The organism is Paenibacillus sp. Mc5Re-14 (assembly GCF_001049835.1).
GTDB lineage: Bacteria > Bacillota > Bacilli > Paenibacillales > Paenibacillaceae > Paenibacillus > Paenibacillus polymyxa_C.
This window is the reverse complement of the sequence record NZ_CVPD01000001.1, coordinates 1,514,607-1,528,945: the sequence shown is the minus strand read 5'-3', so window position 1 is coordinate 1,528,945 and position 14,339 is coordinate 1,514,607. Positions and strand designations below refer to the sequence as shown.

Annotated in this window: 12 protein-coding genes; 8 read left to right on the top strand and 4 right to left on the bottom strand. The window is 42.7% G+C overall.

The features are described 5' to 3' along the window. Positions 1–7: 7 nt before the first annotated feature. The gene (locus BN1546_RS06920) at positions 8–946 is read right to left on the bottom strand and encodes a helix-turn-helix transcriptional regulator (RefSeq protein ID WP_090736786.1); all 939 of its coding nucleotides are present in this window, start codon (positions 944–946) and stop codon (positions 8–10) included. A 125-nt stretch (positions 947–1,071) separates the two neighbouring features. On the opposite strand from BN1546_RS06920, the gene BN1546_RS06915 reads away from it, so the two are divergent. Further along, positions 1,072–1,521: a VOC family protein gene (locus tag BN1546_RS06915; RefSeq protein ID WP_058828966.1), complete on the top strand. Its 450-nt coding sequence runs from the start codon at positions 1,072–1,074 to the stop codon at positions 1,519–1,521. A gap of 109 nt (positions 1,522–1,630) precedes the next feature. Beyond that, entirely contained in the window at positions 1,631–3,109 is a 1,479-nt protein-coding gene (locus BN1546_RS06910) for a protein adenylyltransferase SelO (protein WP_090736783.1), read from the top strand. 109 nt (positions 3,110–3,218) lie between these two features. Here the strand turns inward: BN1546_RS06910 and BN1546_RS06905 are convergent, their stop codons facing one another. Continuing rightward, positions 3,219–3,983 (bottom strand): SDR family oxidoreductase, encoded by a 765-nt coding sequence (locus BN1546_RS06905; protein WP_090736780.1) that lies wholly within the window; start codon positions 3,981–3,983, stop codon positions 3,219–3,221. A gap of 487 nt (positions 3,984–4,470) precedes the next feature. Here BN1546_RS06905 and BN1546_RS06900 point away from each other — a divergent pair, with 487 nt between their 5' ends. Beyond that, positions 4,471–5,853, top strand: a complete 1,383-nt coding sequence (locus BN1546_RS06900; RefSeq protein WP_090736778.1) for an amino acid permease — start codon at positions 4,471–4,473, stop codon at positions 5,851–5,853. 124 nt (positions 5,854–5,977) lie between these two features. Here the strand turns inward: BN1546_RS06900 and BN1546_RS06895 are convergent, their stop codons facing one another. Next, entirely contained in the window at positions 5,978–6,184 is a 207-nt protein-coding gene (locus BN1546_RS06895; protein ID WP_255305569.1) for a DUF3953 domain-containing protein, read from the bottom strand. Positions 6,185–6,713: 529 nt separating this feature from the next. On the opposite strand from BN1546_RS06895, the gene BN1546_RS06890 reads away from it, so the two are divergent. From BN1546_RS06890 to BN1546_RS06880, 3 genes are all read left to right on the top strand, one after another. Further along, positions 6,714–7,670 (top strand): hypothetical protein, encoded by a 957-nt coding sequence (locus BN1546_RS06890; RefSeq protein ID WP_090736772.1) that lies wholly within the window; start codon positions 6,714–6,716, stop codon positions 7,668–7,670. Positions 7,671–7,783: 113 nt separating this feature from the next. Next, positions 7,784–8,491: a hypothetical protein gene (locus BN1546_RS06885; protein WP_090736770.1), complete on the top strand. Its 708-nt coding sequence runs from the start codon at positions 7,784–7,786 to the stop codon at positions 8,489–8,491. A gap of 418 nt (positions 8,492–8,909) precedes the next feature. After that, positions 8,910–11,825 (top strand): S-layer homology domain-containing protein, encoded by a 2,916-nt coding sequence (locus BN1546_RS06880; RefSeq protein WP_090736767.1) that lies wholly within the window; start codon positions 8,910–8,912, stop codon positions 11,823–11,825. Between the two features lie 112 nt (positions 11,826–11,937). Here the strand turns inward: BN1546_RS06880 and BN1546_RS06875 are convergent, their stop codons facing one another. Then, positions 11,938–12,612 (bottom strand): NAD(P)H-dependent oxidoreductase, encoded by a 675-nt coding sequence (locus BN1546_RS06875; RefSeq protein WP_090736766.1) that lies wholly within the window; start codon positions 12,610–12,612, stop codon positions 11,938–11,940. A gap of 142 nt (positions 12,613–12,754) precedes the next feature. On the opposite strand from BN1546_RS06875, the gene BN1546_RS06870 reads away from it, so the two are divergent. Continuing rightward, positions 12,755–13,147 carry a winged helix-turn-helix transcriptional regulator gene (locus BN1546_RS06870; RefSeq protein WP_013369546.1) on the top strand — a complete coding sequence of 131 codons (393 nt, stop codon included), beginning with the start codon at positions 12,755–12,757 and terminating at the stop codon, positions 13,145–13,147. Between the two features lie 193 nt (positions 13,148–13,340). Beyond that, positions 13,341–14,333, top strand: coding sequence for an ABC transporter substrate-binding protein (locus tag BN1546_RS06865; protein ID WP_013369547.1), 993 nt, complete (start codon positions 13,341–13,343; stop codon positions 14,331–14,333). Positions 14,334–14,339 lie beyond the last annotated feature (6 nt).

Here is a 14,339-nt window from a genome sequence, read left to right as displayed (position 1 = left end):
GATGATTTTATAATTTTTGATAGTGGTTTAAGAGGTGCTCAACTCTCTCCTTAATAATCTGTTTTAAAGATTCAGGCTTTACTGATCGTACATAATGACCATATCTCATAAAATAATGAGCGATAAACTCCTCCTCTCCAGGATTATAGAATCCTTTGATGACTGTTTTATGCCCCTGCTGTATTTTCATAGAGGGATAATGTTCTTTATAAAAAATATCCTTGGCTTGTTCTACAATCTCTACTTCAAAGTCAATGCTCTTCTCAGATTGATACATTTCTAATGAACGATTAAGGAGTTCATCTATAGAAAAGCGAGAATTGATTTCCTCTTCTTCTACCAAGGTGATTCGATCACATCGGAAAACCCTATACTTATTCGTATTTAACTCTATTCCAGTAGCGTACCATTGGCCAAACTTAGCGGAAATCTTGAAAAATTGAACATGGTAACTTTTATTCTGGTTATTTTTTGAATATTGAACCTTACAGTACGTCTCATTAAGAATACTGGTTAGTATTTTGTCCAAATAGAGACTAACATGATTATGTTGATATATTTCAAATTGTAGAACCTTTTTCATTTTATGAATCTGGTTTATTTGTATTTTAGAAAGACAGTGTTCAAACTTTTCATTGAGTTTATTAACACTTAAATGAAATGGTGTAGATTGATAAGCTTCTAACGTCAACATTGCAAAGTACAGAGCATATACTTCATCCATCGTAAAAATAATAGGGGATAACAATCTATTTTTTAAGATACCATATCGTCCATGTCGGCCATGTTCCGAATAAATAGGCATACCTAATTGTTCTAATGAACTAATATCACGTAAGGCTGTACTTTTTGAAATATGGTATTTATCCATAAGATCATTTAAATTAAAGTACTCTCGACTGTTTAAGTACCTAATCATGTCATTTAATCTTTCGGATTTCTTCATACATAAATCTCCTTATAAAAGGTGTCATGTTTTGAACCCTTTACATATGATAATAGGTTCAAGGTGATATATCAAATCTATAAGATATCTACCTAAAAGCATGATATAAAAGGAGATTGAAACCCATGAGTACAACACTGGAAATAGCTATTTTCTTATCCATGAACGGAAAAGCAAAGGAAGCTATAACTTTTTACAAAAAACATTTTAACGCCGAGGAACGATTTCTCGTTACTTATCAAGATATGGCCAAACGTGACAGCTCAATACAGCTTACTGCTGAAAATAAAGATTATATTTCTCATTCTGTCTTATCGATCGGAAGAACAAAGGTTATGATAGCAGAAGAACCCATGAATCCCAATGAGGAATATACTGTAGGGAATAATACTTCATTATGTATTCAAAGTGCTGACAGAGAAGAAATTGAACATTTTTATCATAGTCTAATAACAGATGATCGAGTGAAAATCATTGTACCTTTATCTAGTAATGTGTTTAGCCAAGCCTATGGTATTATTGAAGACCCATTCGGTATTCAAATACAATTCATGTTTGATCATCGGTTACAATAAAAAAGTAAGTTAAAAAGCACAACAGCATGGTGAAAAGTGGATAATAAATGGATAGAAGTAAAAACTAAAACGGAAAAATCCAAGATACCATAGCAGAAAAGGAGACACTATGACGGAGAAAAAAGAAATAGCAGATAAAATAGGGTGGAACTTCGACAACAGTTATTCTCGTCTGCCGGAATCCATGTTTACGAAGCTCAATCCAAATCCTGTCCGTTCACCAAAGCTGATCATTTTAAATCATCCGTTGGCAGTCTCACTGGGTTTGAACGAAAATGCGCTGCAAAGAGATGACGCCGTAGCAATGTTGGCCGGCAATCAGGTTCCCGAAGGTGCTACACCTCTTGCACAAGCTTATGCAGGGCATCAATTTGGGCACTTTAACATGTTAGGAGACGGTCGTGCTCTACTGCTTGGCGAGCAGATCACTCCCTTGGGTAAACGGGTTGATATTCAGCTCAAGGGCTCAGGCAGAACGCCGTACTCTCGTCGTGGTGATGGCCGAGCGGCACTTGGGCCGATGCTCCGCGAATACATCATCAGCGAAGCGATGCATGCGCTAGGTATCGCTACCACCCGCAGCTTGGCGGTGGTAACTACAGGTGAGGCGATCATCCGGGAAACTGAGCAGCCCGGCGCCATTCTGACTCGTGTGGCTGCCAGTCATCTTCGTGTCGGCACCTTTCAATATGTCTCAGCATGGGGCACGTCCCAAGATCTGCGTACTCTAGCTGATTACACATTGGAACGACACTATCCGGAAGTTGCCAATGACGAAAACCGTTACCTTTCACTGCTTCAGGAAGTGATTAAGCGTCAGGCGAAGCTGATCGCCCAATGGCAGTTAGTGGGTTTTATTCATGGAGTGATGAATACCGACAATATGACCCTTAGCGGAGAAACCATTGATTATGGTCCTTGCGCCTTTATGGATACCTATAATCCTGAGACGGTGTTCAGTTCCATCGACATGCAGGGCCGCTATGCTTATGTCAATCAGCCGCATATTGCTGCGTGGAATCTCGCGAGATTTGCAGAGACCCTCTTGCCGCTGCTACATGACAACAGAGAGCAGGCTGTCCAACTGGCCGAGGATGCAATTTCAGATTTTGCAAACATGTTTCGCCATCATTGGCTTACGGGAATGCGGGCCAAGTTGGGGATCTTTAACGAGGAGCTAGAGGATGAATCCCTGATTGAGGATCTTCTTAAAATCATGCAGAAGCATCGCGCGGACTACACCAATACCTTCCGTGCTCTAACTTTAAACAAACTGGAGGATGCGGATTTGTTCAGCACTGCGGATTTTACCCAGTGGCACAAGCAGTGGCAGGCGAGGCTGGACAGACAACAGGAATCCGAAGCCTCCTCGCATCAGCTGATGCGCAGCAGAAATCCTGCAATCATCCCGCGCAACCATCGGGTAGAAGAAGCACTGGAAGCTGCGGTGGAACGAGAAGATTACCGTGTGATGGAGAAACTTCTTGAAGTTCTTTCGGACCCTTATGCTTATTCTACTGAACAGGAAGTTTACTCTACATTGCCTGAGGAACCCACTTGTCCTTACCGAACCTTCTGTGGTACCTGATCTGTAGTAGTCATGTTGAACAACTGGCTGATAATCTATTTCATGCGTTGGTGGAGAAGAACGACTTTCTCTCACCAACGCATTTTGCTTTTATTTTGAACCTGTTCATTTACAGATGAGATCCACCACTTGCATCAATCAATTGACCAGTGATCCAACGGCTATCCGATGAGGCAAGAAAGGCAGCTATATCTGCAACATCCTCAGGCTCGCCCCAGCGTTTAAAGGTCGAAAGGCCAGCGGCAAATTTCTGCCCGTTGGGATCTTGTAATGTTCCGCTATTCATCTCTGTATTGATAATGCCAGGTTGGATGGCGTTGACTGTAATATGACGGCTCCCAAGTTGATGAGCCAAAACGCGTGTCAGTGTGTCGATTGCCCCCTTTGACATGCTATATGCGAAAACACTAGGGGAGGCCACGCGTGTAACAAACGATGAGAGATTGATAATGCGGCCTCCATTTTTTAGACGCGGCAAAGCTTGCTGGGTAACAAAAAGAGGTGCTTTGACATTCATGTTCATGACTTCGTCAAAAGATTCTTCTGTTGTCTCTTCTAGGGGGACAATTTGACCCATTCCAGCGTTATTGACGAGAATATTAAACCGATTATCGCCTGTACGTTCCCGAAGCGCTTCATCCAATTTCGCATATAAATCATAAACGCCGTTCAGGGCACTGAAGTTAGCACCGATCGTAAATGCAGCCCCTCCAAGTTGCTCAATTTGATGAACCACCTCATCTGCTTCTTTATGCCTTCTTCCGTAGTGCACTGCGACAATGGCCCCCTCCCGAGCCAGACGTAATGCAATGCCACGACCGATTCCTCGACTTGCACCAGTTACTAAAGCGATTTGACCTTTTAACTTACTCATGTCTTCATCTCCTTGTTTGGAATTCATGCATAGTTATAGCACAAGGTAATGTTTGAAATGTTGCTCTTTCATTCGGAGTTCATGTTTTGCACTGTAGGGATACAGGTTTTAAATAAGCTTAATATCGTGATATTTATCATTGAAAAAATACGCATGTTTAACGCTCTAATGCATTACATTGAATTGACCAATGTTCAGAAAAATGAATCTCCTTCCTTTCCATTTCATGTCTAAAAATGTCTGCTAATTAGCAGTTGTATTTAGACGTTTTTTGTCATACAATGCATCTAATGCTACGGACTCGGTCTTAGAAACAGTAAGGTTTTAGACGGTAAATAGGACGTGGTTTCTTTGTATATTTACAAATCGTGGAACTACTGTGTAGTCGTTCGATCAACCACGTCAGTCTGAAAATTAATAATGTTTGGGGGCAGTTTTCCGGATCATTAGCATTTGATGACGAACATATACGAAGGGGAGCGTTCTTTTGGAATCGAAACAATTAACGAGAGGGCTGAAGCCACGACACGTTGAGTTGATTGCGCTTGGGGGCACGATTGGCGTTGGCTTGTTTATGGGATCGGCAAGTACGATAAAATGGGCAGGTCCTTCGGTGCTGTTGGCTTATCTCTTAGCTGGGATTATTATGTTTTTTGTCATGCGGATCATGGGGGAAATGCTGATTCTTGAACCGGTGACGGGCTCATTTGCTACCTTTGCTCATAAATACATCAGCCCTTTGGCTGGTTTCTTGACCGCTTGGAGCTATTGGTTCTTATGGGTTACTGTAGGGATGGCGGAGGTCACTGCGATTGGGGTATATGTGGGCTACTGGTTCCCGGATATCCCGCAATGGTTGCCGGCTTTGGCAGGTGTAATTATTATTGCGCTGGCCAATTTGGCGGCTGTGAAATTTTATGGAGAATTTGAATTCTGGTTTGCGATGATTAAGATTATCGCAATTATCTTCATGCTAGTGGTTGGTACGGGGATTATCTTTTTTGGCCTCGGTAACGGCGGACAACCGATAGGTCTATCCAATCTAGTCAGCCATGGTGGTTTTTTTGCAGGAGGGCTAAAAGGGTTCCTATTTGCACTCTGTATTGTAACGGCGGCTTATCAGGGGATTGAGATGGTGGGCATTACAGCGGGTGAAGCAGAAAATCCGAAAATGACCCTGCGAAAAGCCATTAAAAACATCATCTGGCGTATTCTGATTTTTTACGTAGGGGCAATCTTTGTCATTGTTACGATTTATCCTTGGAACCAAATTGGCGAGATTGGCAGCCCGTTTGTTCTGACTTTTGCCAAGGTAGGAATTGTGGCTGCTGCGGGTATCATTAACTTTGTTGTACTCACAGCTGCGATGTCAGGTTGCAACAGTGGTATTTATAGTGCGGGCAGAATGTTATATACATTGGCTAAGAATGGACAAGCTCCTAAGTTCTTCGGAAAAGTTTCGGCAAGCGGCGTCCCTAGAAATAGTATAATAACGACCATTTCCTTGCTGCTGGTAGGGGTATTATTTAACTACTTAATGCCTGATTCCAAACTGTTTCTGTATATTTATAGCGCCAGTGTTCTCCCAGGTATGGTACCGTGGTTTGCATTAGCCATTAGTCAATTTAAATTCCGGAAAAAGTGGAAAAACGAAATGGAAGGTCATAACTTTAAGTCTCGGTTTTTCCCGATTAGTAATTACATCACCATTATCTTTCTGTTGCTCGTAATTGTTGGAATGTGGTTTAACCCGGACACACGCTTATCGTTGATTGTCGGGGCAACATTCATGGCGATCGTCGTTATTGGATATTTTATCTTTGGTATAGGAAAGCGGCAGAGAATTGAAGAGTTAGAAAAAAACGAATAGGCTGCTCAAGATGTAGTATTTGCCGAGCGTAATTCAGATTACCTGAGTTGCGCTCGGCTTTTCTTTTTATATGAAGAGGAATAGAGCAATGGAAAGGCTGTAAGTGAGGTGAAAAAGTGTGTGGCTAACCTTTTCGCACTACAAGGGTGAATATAAATACAAAGAAAGTGAGAAGGGAAACGGAGAAGTTCATTATTGCCATACTCTTACGATGAGCCTTAAATTCTGAAATGCCGGACAATAAAAACACAAGTCCTATAAAAAATTGTGCGATGGTGTATGCGTGCTTATAAGTATCCGGGTATGCGAGAGATAAAAGGGACGAAACCATAGCAATTACAGCAAATATTAAAGTGAGAATTCGGTAGATATCCATTTTCTTGAACATAGATAAGTTCACCCTTCCTTAAATAACGCCAAGTGTATTATCTATTCTAAAGGTCAGACCGTGGGACTTCAAATAAATAGAAAAAAAAGAGTGGGCAGAATGCTGCTAGATAAAACAAGAACCATTCGGCTGTGTGTGAAGTTCCTAGGTCATGAGCTTCGTTTTTCGTTTTCGGGTTAGAAATTATAAGCGTGCAGGAGTAGTACCGAGGATCGCAGTATTCTAAAAGTCAACAGGAAATTTGCCCATTTTCAGCGTGATAATCACGTCTTTAGTTCAGAAAACAACGTATTACTATAAAACAAACCGAGCTTAATCAGGAGGATGGTCCAGTATTCCCTCATTTTTATTTCTGATAAGATGAATTCCATATTATTGAAGATACCATTGGCCTGCGAGGATACATGTGAAGCTTAGTCTATCGTAGGTATGGATGGCAGAATGATACACCAAGAAATGAGGAAAACATCAGATGAAGGTGAAAAAGTACATTATTTTGATGACTGCTGTCATGAGTTTATCTGCTATGCTGGCAGCATGCGGTGACTCCAAAAAACAAAATGAAGGTGAGGCTACGACTGGAGCGACTACGTCTACAGTTGCCACAGCTACACAGACACCCAAAGTGGATCATGATGTTGCAGGACAAGCGAGTGCGGAAGCTACTGCGAGCAGTACAATGGACAAAACGGCAAAAGCTGAGACCAACACAAAAACGTATGCAGACATGGCTAAAGAAGCAACGAAACCCGACCAGCAAGCAGGCCAAATAGGACTAAATACAACACAAGAGCAGATCCTTTCCTTTGCGGATCGTTATGGGCTGGTACGGGTGCCAAACCATCCCATTCGGCGGGTTTCCGATCCAACCGGAAAACATATCAACATCGCAAATTACAGCGACTCTGTTGTCAATTTATATACAGAAAAGCCAATTCACCCGAATACGGATGAGTTTATTCATGAGGCTTATACTTATTTTACAGAGGGAGTTGCTCCGGGAGAGACCTACAAGAAATGGGAGGAAACTTCTAATACAGAAAGAGGGCTCATCAAAATGCTCTACCTGTCACGCGAGGGACTTCTTATTTTAGAAGAAGCGATGAAGACGCATGATTACTCTACTCCATCAGTCCAAAATACGCTGGGCTTCTTTAAGGTTGCTTCGAAATTTGAGTCTATGATACCTGTTGCACAGACGCCCACAGACATCAGTTTGTACAATATGTATGATCAACAAGTTAAACCAGAGTGGAAGAAACTGAGTGATATTAAAAACCCTGCGGCGAATGAAAAGGCCTTTGCTGCCGCCTATCAAAAAGCAAGAAACGAGACCAATAATCTCATGGGGTTGTTGAACATTATGGTGTCTACGGAAATGGAAAAACGTCTCAAAGCAGCAACTGATCCGCAGAAGACAGAAAAATAGAAAAGACATAATTTATCCACAATTCCTTCTAATATTTAACTGTTAGTAGAATTATTGAAAAGCTATAATTCTAATGATGATTTGATTGTACTTGAAGAAAAGAGGTTGTGGGTATGATGTTGAAAAAATGGCCAGTAGTATTCATGATAGGTATTATCATGCTGGTATCCGTAGGGTGGAACAGTGGAATATCTTATGCAAAATATTATTACGAATACTCTTGGGATCAGTACAAGGGGACTGAAATCAAGACCTACAGGCTGACACCGGTAGCTGGTAGAGCTGGATTTATGGATCAGGAAAAGGCCTTTGCTGCGATTAGCAAAACCCCGAATGTGTATGGAAAGTTCAGTGGCTACCGAACAGAGAAAACAACTGAATTTGCAACCAAGAGTGTAACGGATGAGGTTTATAAATATGCAGTTGTTGATTTTAATACCGACAAGGAGCCAGAAACTGTAGACTACGTTAATCCAAAAGACGGAATTCCTCATACATGGAACGGAACCGATGAGATTCGAATTTTTATGAGAGGATCTGAGGCAGCTTCGTTGGCTGAGCTGTTTTATGAGGGAACTCCAAGTGAAGAACGCTATCATTTTAATGCTGACGATGTATACTTAGTTGCATTCTGGTCCAGCGCAGCAAAACCAATCACTGGAATGTCTGCTGAAGCACTAGTTGAGGAAGGCCCCTCTACGCTTATAAACCGAGAGTGGGTAGCTCAAATAAAAGACAAAGATCCTGCTGCTTATCCACAAAACGGATCTTTAAAGGGCTACTTTTATATTTATAAGGGCTCTGAGTTGAAAAAGGATTAAAAGAGAAGACAGAATTTAATAAGTGCATCTTACACAAAAAAATGAGATAACATTTTGTATTCAGACGAATGCGGATACAGGTGTCATCTCTTTTTTTGTTTGTATGCATGAATAAAATGATAACCCAAAGGTGATAAATATTTAATTACCAATGAAAACCATTGTTTAGTGATAGGGAATGACGGCTTAAAAAAACATGCTGAATGAGCAGGACAGCAGATTGCTCAAACCACTTTTTTTGCTGGCTTTATTCAATCCTAGGGAGATTATTCCGATAAACCAAGTATATACAGTTTGGTGTTAACAGTAATGAAAAACCGTTTGAAAACAAAAGAGATTTATTTTCAAAGTTGATATGAAGGTACAGGTGAAAGTGGCCCAGTGCCATCTCGTAAAGGAGGTGTAATGATCTCAAATAATGAACTGTGAAAAAAGGTTGAAACAAATTAGGCATTACATGGCTGGTTTACTGGCTGTCTGGTTGTTCTGTATACATAGTGCGCCTGTTTTTGCGAACAGAGCCTTTAACGATATCGAACATTCCTATGCAGCTGATGCGATTGAGGCCATGGCTGCTCAAGGTTATGTTACAGGTTATCAGGATGGGAGCTTTCGACCTTTACATTTTATCTCGCGTCAGGAATGGGCAAGCATTTTTGCTAAAACCTTAAAGCGAACATCGAATAACAGAGGCGTAACTTCTTTTCGGGATGTGTCACCATGGGCCTTACCTTATGTACAGGCCTTGCAGGAAGAGAGCATTACGAAAGGGATTAGCGAACAATTATTTGGGGCCAAGTACAATATGACCCGTCAGGATATGGCCGTTTGGTATGCCCGGTATTTTGGTGTTACTGATGATACCCGATCTGCTGGAATATCCAGTTTTGTGGATCAATCAGATATATCAGACTATGCACAAACGAGTGTATGGCTGATGGAACGGTTGGAACTGATCGAGGGGGATACGAATCACTATTTCCATCCTAAAGAGTCTGTGAGACGGCAGGACGCCACGCTGGTTGCTTATCGGATTTGGCTAGGCGGTGACGGTCTGAGAGAACGTGCCAAACGTTTGCTGGAGTCATTAGGAAATGGAGCTGCAACGATGCCTCAGGCGACCAGCCAACAAGAATCGCAGAAGATTGCGGTCGATTTGACACCGGAAATTAGGCAACAACCTGTGAATTCGGAAATTGAGGAGCCTAAAAGGCATCGCCCAAGACCTGATTCACCAGTCTCCCCGGTGACACCAATAGAGCCGAAACCGGAACCGCCAGTGACACCACCGAAACCGAAGCCGGAACCGCCGGTGATACCACCGAAGCCGAGACCGGACTCGCCAGTCACACCACCGGTGCCTAATCCCAAACCACCAGTAATTCCAGTAGATCCATCGGATCCTTCTTCGGATTTTCTGGTAGATGAAGTCGTAATCAAGGCGGAGGAGCTGGTAAATCAGCCAGAAACGTACCCTTCGTATCAGCTATCCTTTCAGCTCTACCATGAAGGGCGACCAGTAAGCATTCCTGCTGTCAGCGTCACAAATGTTACGTACACATTTAGTGATGAGTTAGGTGTGTTTGATGTACAAGGGAAAATCGCACATCCTGAAAATATTCCGGCTGCGGACAGCTTCATTCCTGTAGAGATGAAGGTCACTATTGCCAAACCTTATCAGGTCCTTACAGCTCAGACAAAGCTGATCGTGAAAGGGAAGACTCCGCCGGCAGAGCCACCGAACGTAATCAGGTCCGTATACTTGTCTACGTATACTATTTCAGAGGCGGCTGCTTTAGATCCCGCTGCTTGGAAAATGTCCTACGTATTTCATAATGCTAAAGGAGAGGTTATAGCTCCTGAAATGCTGCCGTCAGACTTGATACTTCGGGTAGAGGATTCCAGAGGAATATTTGACGAGGATGGAAAGATTGCCAACCTGCATTTGATTCCGGTAGTAAACTCGGTTATTCCATTAAAGCTCACGGTTGAGTCACCATCCCAAGGGATTCACTTCACATCTGATGCGGAATTAACGGTAGAACCCGGAGAACGCAAGAAGCAATATTTTGCTGTCTCCATCATGCTGCAGGGAAGCGTGACTACCGTAGACCAAATCAAGCAATCTCGTCAATTGCTGATGGATCACTTTGGTCCCAACATCAAAGTGACGTGGGCGATGGAAAACGGATTTGTTTTTGTGGAATCGAACCGACCGCAGCTTAAACAGGTTCTGGATTACGTCGATCAGTATGGAGATGAAGTCGGGATACTGGCCGGGTATCCGAACCAGCAGAAGTTTCCTGTTTGGGAAGTAAAGATGGATGAGTGGCTGTACATGTACCGTTACAATGCATTCAATGAGCTACACCAATCTGGTTCGATGGGATCACCATCCGTGTTTGAAAGCATGGATACAGACCAATATCGGAAGTATCTGCCGAAATCATTGACCAGCTTTACGGTGAATCCTGAACAGACTCAATGGTTAAAAGATCACTATCGAATTACATCCGCGATGGGATGGTCGGCTACACAATATAATGTCAACGGCATGTATGGTGAGGGCTCACCTTTGATGCCTTACTGGTCTAATAAAGACAATCCGATTGTTCCCGCACAAGGAATTACTGATAATAGCGGTACCGTATTCATGAACTCGGTTACGATTGATCCGATTGGATCACGCTATACCAAAGATTCCTCACGCTGGACTCTTCATCCGGGTGACCCCTATGTGACGGAGACGGATGCGGCACCACAACTGTATATAGTACAGCAATATTTGGATAACCCTTATCAACGTATAAATACGGTAAACTACTTGTCCATTATTTTGGACATTAACGCACTTGCCAACACCCATAACATGGGTCCAATATGGGAGAACTTTGTGAATCATTTCCCGCTTGATCGCAAGGTCGAGATTGTGGGTGTGGACGGGCTGAAACAGGTTTATGAATCGGTAGCAGGATCCAATAATGATCATACCGAGTTTACGCTCATGTTTAGAGGCTCAGGTATTAAGACGGCTATGGATTCCAATAATTCACCAGCAAATCTGCGCTATTTGTGGACTGAAAATGCCTCACAGCGGGTTATTTTATCCAAAGAGGATGGGGATGCGGAATGGTCTATTATTGACTTTACCGATTATACCCAAAAACCGGTTCCGAAGATGGATTACAACCTGGATGGTCACACGGACGTAAGCTATGTCACCGGAAGGAACTTCAAGCTAAGTCCAACGGCTCCTTTAACAGCAGATGAAATTCAGCGCGTGAAAGCTCGTTTGAAGGACATCTATTTCGTGGAAGAAGTGAACTATCAGTAAGCGTATGAAGTGATAAAACTTGTAGGACCTGAGTTTTATGAAAAGAGGGCGCCCCATAGCCATGGAAATGGCTGTGGAGCGCTCTTTGCTTTAAAGAAGGATATTCCGCGTTTTACACCCACTCCACAATCTGATCTACAGGTCGACGAGTTTTGTCGCGCGGCTCGTTCAGGCGGTAGCCAAAAGCCACCATGCAAGAAATACCGAAATGCTCGGCATCCATAATGCCTTCTTCGGAAAGGATGCGTTCAATTTCTTGTTTATTAAAACCCTCGATCGGGCAGGAATCAATGCCGATTTGAGCTGCGGCAGTCATCATATTGCCCAGTGCGATATAGGTTTGTCGGCATGCCCACTCGAACATAGCTCTTTCATTTTCCTCAAGCGCAAAATCTGATTTTAGGAAGGCATCATATACCTTCTCTTTGCCTTGCATCACTTCAGCAGGTAATTGCTGCACGTTTTCCATCATATTCTTGATATAATCGGATGAAGCTACCATATCTTTAGGCAATCTGGAGAGAATAAGTACGAAATGGCTTGCTGTTGGTAGCTGTTTTGTGGCCCCCCAAGAATAGGGCAGCAGTTTCTCACGCATCTCTTTACTTTGGACGACAACAAATTTCCAGGGTTCAAAGCCAAACGAGCTTGGGGATAAACGACCGGTTTCAAGAATAAACTCAAAATCGGAATCGCTAATTTTCTTATGACTATCAAATTCCTTTGTAGCATGTCTGAACTTGTATGCAGCTAAAATTTGATCTTTAGTGGTTGTTAGGATTTCCATCGTGATTCCACTCCTTATGGATGTGATTGAAATTGACGCTTATCAAGTGCATGACTAATATTAGAATATATATAATCGTTTTGGAAGTACGCACATTAATGTGCTGTAGTATATAAAATGATACCAAGGAGGAGAAGGGCCAATGCGCAATCGGAAAGGCGGCTTTGGTGAGTGTACCGCTGGGAATGATCAGGCGTGTCCTGTTGAGTACACGTTGGATGTGATTGGGGGCAAGTGGAAAGGGATTATTTTATACCATCTCATGTATGGGACTAAGCGATTTAGTGATTTTCGGCGGATCTGTCCGGGAATTACCCAGCGTATGCTGACACTTCAATTGCGCGAGCTGGAAGAGGATGGTGTCGTTCACCGTGAAGTCTACCAACAGGTTCCGCCTAAGGTCGAATACTCTCTCACCGAATTTGGAGAAACACTGATCCCGATTATTAACTTGATGAAGGATTGGGGAGAAGAATATAAAACAAAACAGCGATCACCAGCAAGCAGCCTCCAGCAACCTAGCCCCAATGTGTAGGTTTTTGAGACGGCTTCACGAAAAGACCTGGCCAATATTTTGGCAGGTTTTTTTATTTTAGTAGTAGTGAAATAATACAAAGTTCGCTTTTTAGTTGACAGCAAGGATGGCGCTTGATATATTTCTTACGATATTGATAATCATTATCATGTTGAGATAAGGCTATTTCCATATTACATAGGGGGCTAATAGGTTGAGGAACAAATCGATTTTTATGCTGGCTACTTTGATGCTTGTATTGGCTGTATTTATCAGCGCATGCGGCGGAAATAACACTGGAAATAATCCCGCTTCAACTTCAGGAGATAAGCAAGAGTCGGCTTCTACTGGAGAGACAAGAAGCTTTAAAACGGTTAAAGGGGATATTCAAATTCCCGCTAAGCCGCAGCGTATTGTAACGGATTTTTACGGTGGAGAGCTGCTGTCCGTGGGTGCTAACGTGGTGGGTGTAGAGCCGACTGCGTTTCAAAATCCTTTTTTGACCGATTTGCTAAAGGAAAAAGGAACCAAAGAGGTGGGGGATCCGACCAATTTGGAAAAGACACTGGAACTCAAACCCGATCTGATCGTGGTTATGAAGGATACCAATTATGAGGCTTTGTCTAAAATTGCACCTACCCTGTACATTCCGTACGGTACGACGACTAATATCTATGATACGGTCAAGCTGTTCGGCGATATCACTGGGGAAAAGGAGAAGGCTGAGCAATTTATTGCTGCATTTGATAAAAAGGCTGCTGAAGGCCGTGCTCGTCTGAAAGGTGTTATTGACGAAAAGGCAACTTTCGGTTTGTATGAGCTGACAGACAAAAATGCACTTTGGATCTTTGGCGACAATGCGGGACGAGGCGGACAAGCTGTATACAATGCGCTCAAACTGAACATGCCGAAGAAGACAGCTAATTCCAAGGAACAAACCATACAGCTTTCAATGGAGGTACTGCCGCAGTATGACGCAGATTACATGTTCCTGACTACGTATGATCCAGACAAAAAGGGAACCGCGCTTAAGCAACTGAAATCGTCCGCTGTGTGGGGGAATCTGCCTGCGGTGAAGAATAATAAAGTGTTCTTTAATGATTTTGATACGTACTATCGCTACGATCCGATCGCTATTACCGGACAGATTGATATGGTTGTGGATATGCTGGTTGAAAGAGAGAAAGAGAATAAAGCTAAAAAATAGGTGTGA

Excerpts from the sequence above, each read along its gene's own strand:
- BN1546_RS06920 (WP_090736786.1), bottom strand. The coding sequence starts at position 946 with ATGAAGAAATCCGAAAGATTAAATGACATGATTAGGTACTTAAACAGT.
- BN1546_RS06915 (WP_058828966.1), top strand. The coding sequence starts at position 1,072 with ATGAGTACAACACTGGAAATAGCTATTTTCTTATCCATGAACGGAAAA.
- BN1546_RS06910 (WP_090736783.1), top strand. The coding sequence starts at position 1,631 with ATGACGGAGAAAAAAGAAATAGCAGATAAAATAGGGTGGAACTTCGAC.
- BN1546_RS06905 (WP_090736780.1), bottom strand. The coding sequence starts at position 3,983 with ATGAGTAAGTTAAAAGGTCAAATCGCTTTAGTAACTGGTGCAAGTCGA.
- BN1546_RS06895 (WP_255305569.1), bottom strand. The coding sequence starts at position 6,184 with ATGGTTTCGTCCCTTTTATCTCTCGCATACCCGGATACTTATAAGCAC.
- BN1546_RS06890 (WP_090736772.1), top strand. The coding sequence starts at position 6,714 with ATGAAGGTGAAAAAGTACATTATTTTGATGACTGCTGTCATGAGTTTA.
- BN1546_RS06885 (WP_090736770.1), top strand. The coding sequence starts at position 7,784 with ATGATGTTGAAAAAATGGCCAGTAGTATTCATGATAGGTATTATCATG.
- BN1546_RS06880 (WP_090736767.1), top strand. The coding sequence starts at position 8,910 with ATGAACTGTGAAAAAAGGTTGAAACAAATTAGGCATTACATGGCTGGT.
- BN1546_RS06875 (WP_090736766.1), bottom strand. The coding sequence starts at position 12,612 with ATGGAAATCCTAACAACCACTAAAGATCAAATTTTAGCTGCATACAAG.
- BN1546_RS06870 (WP_013369546.1), top strand. The coding sequence starts at position 12,755 with ATGCGCAATCGGAAAGGCGGCTTTGGTGAGTGTACCGCTGGGAATGAT.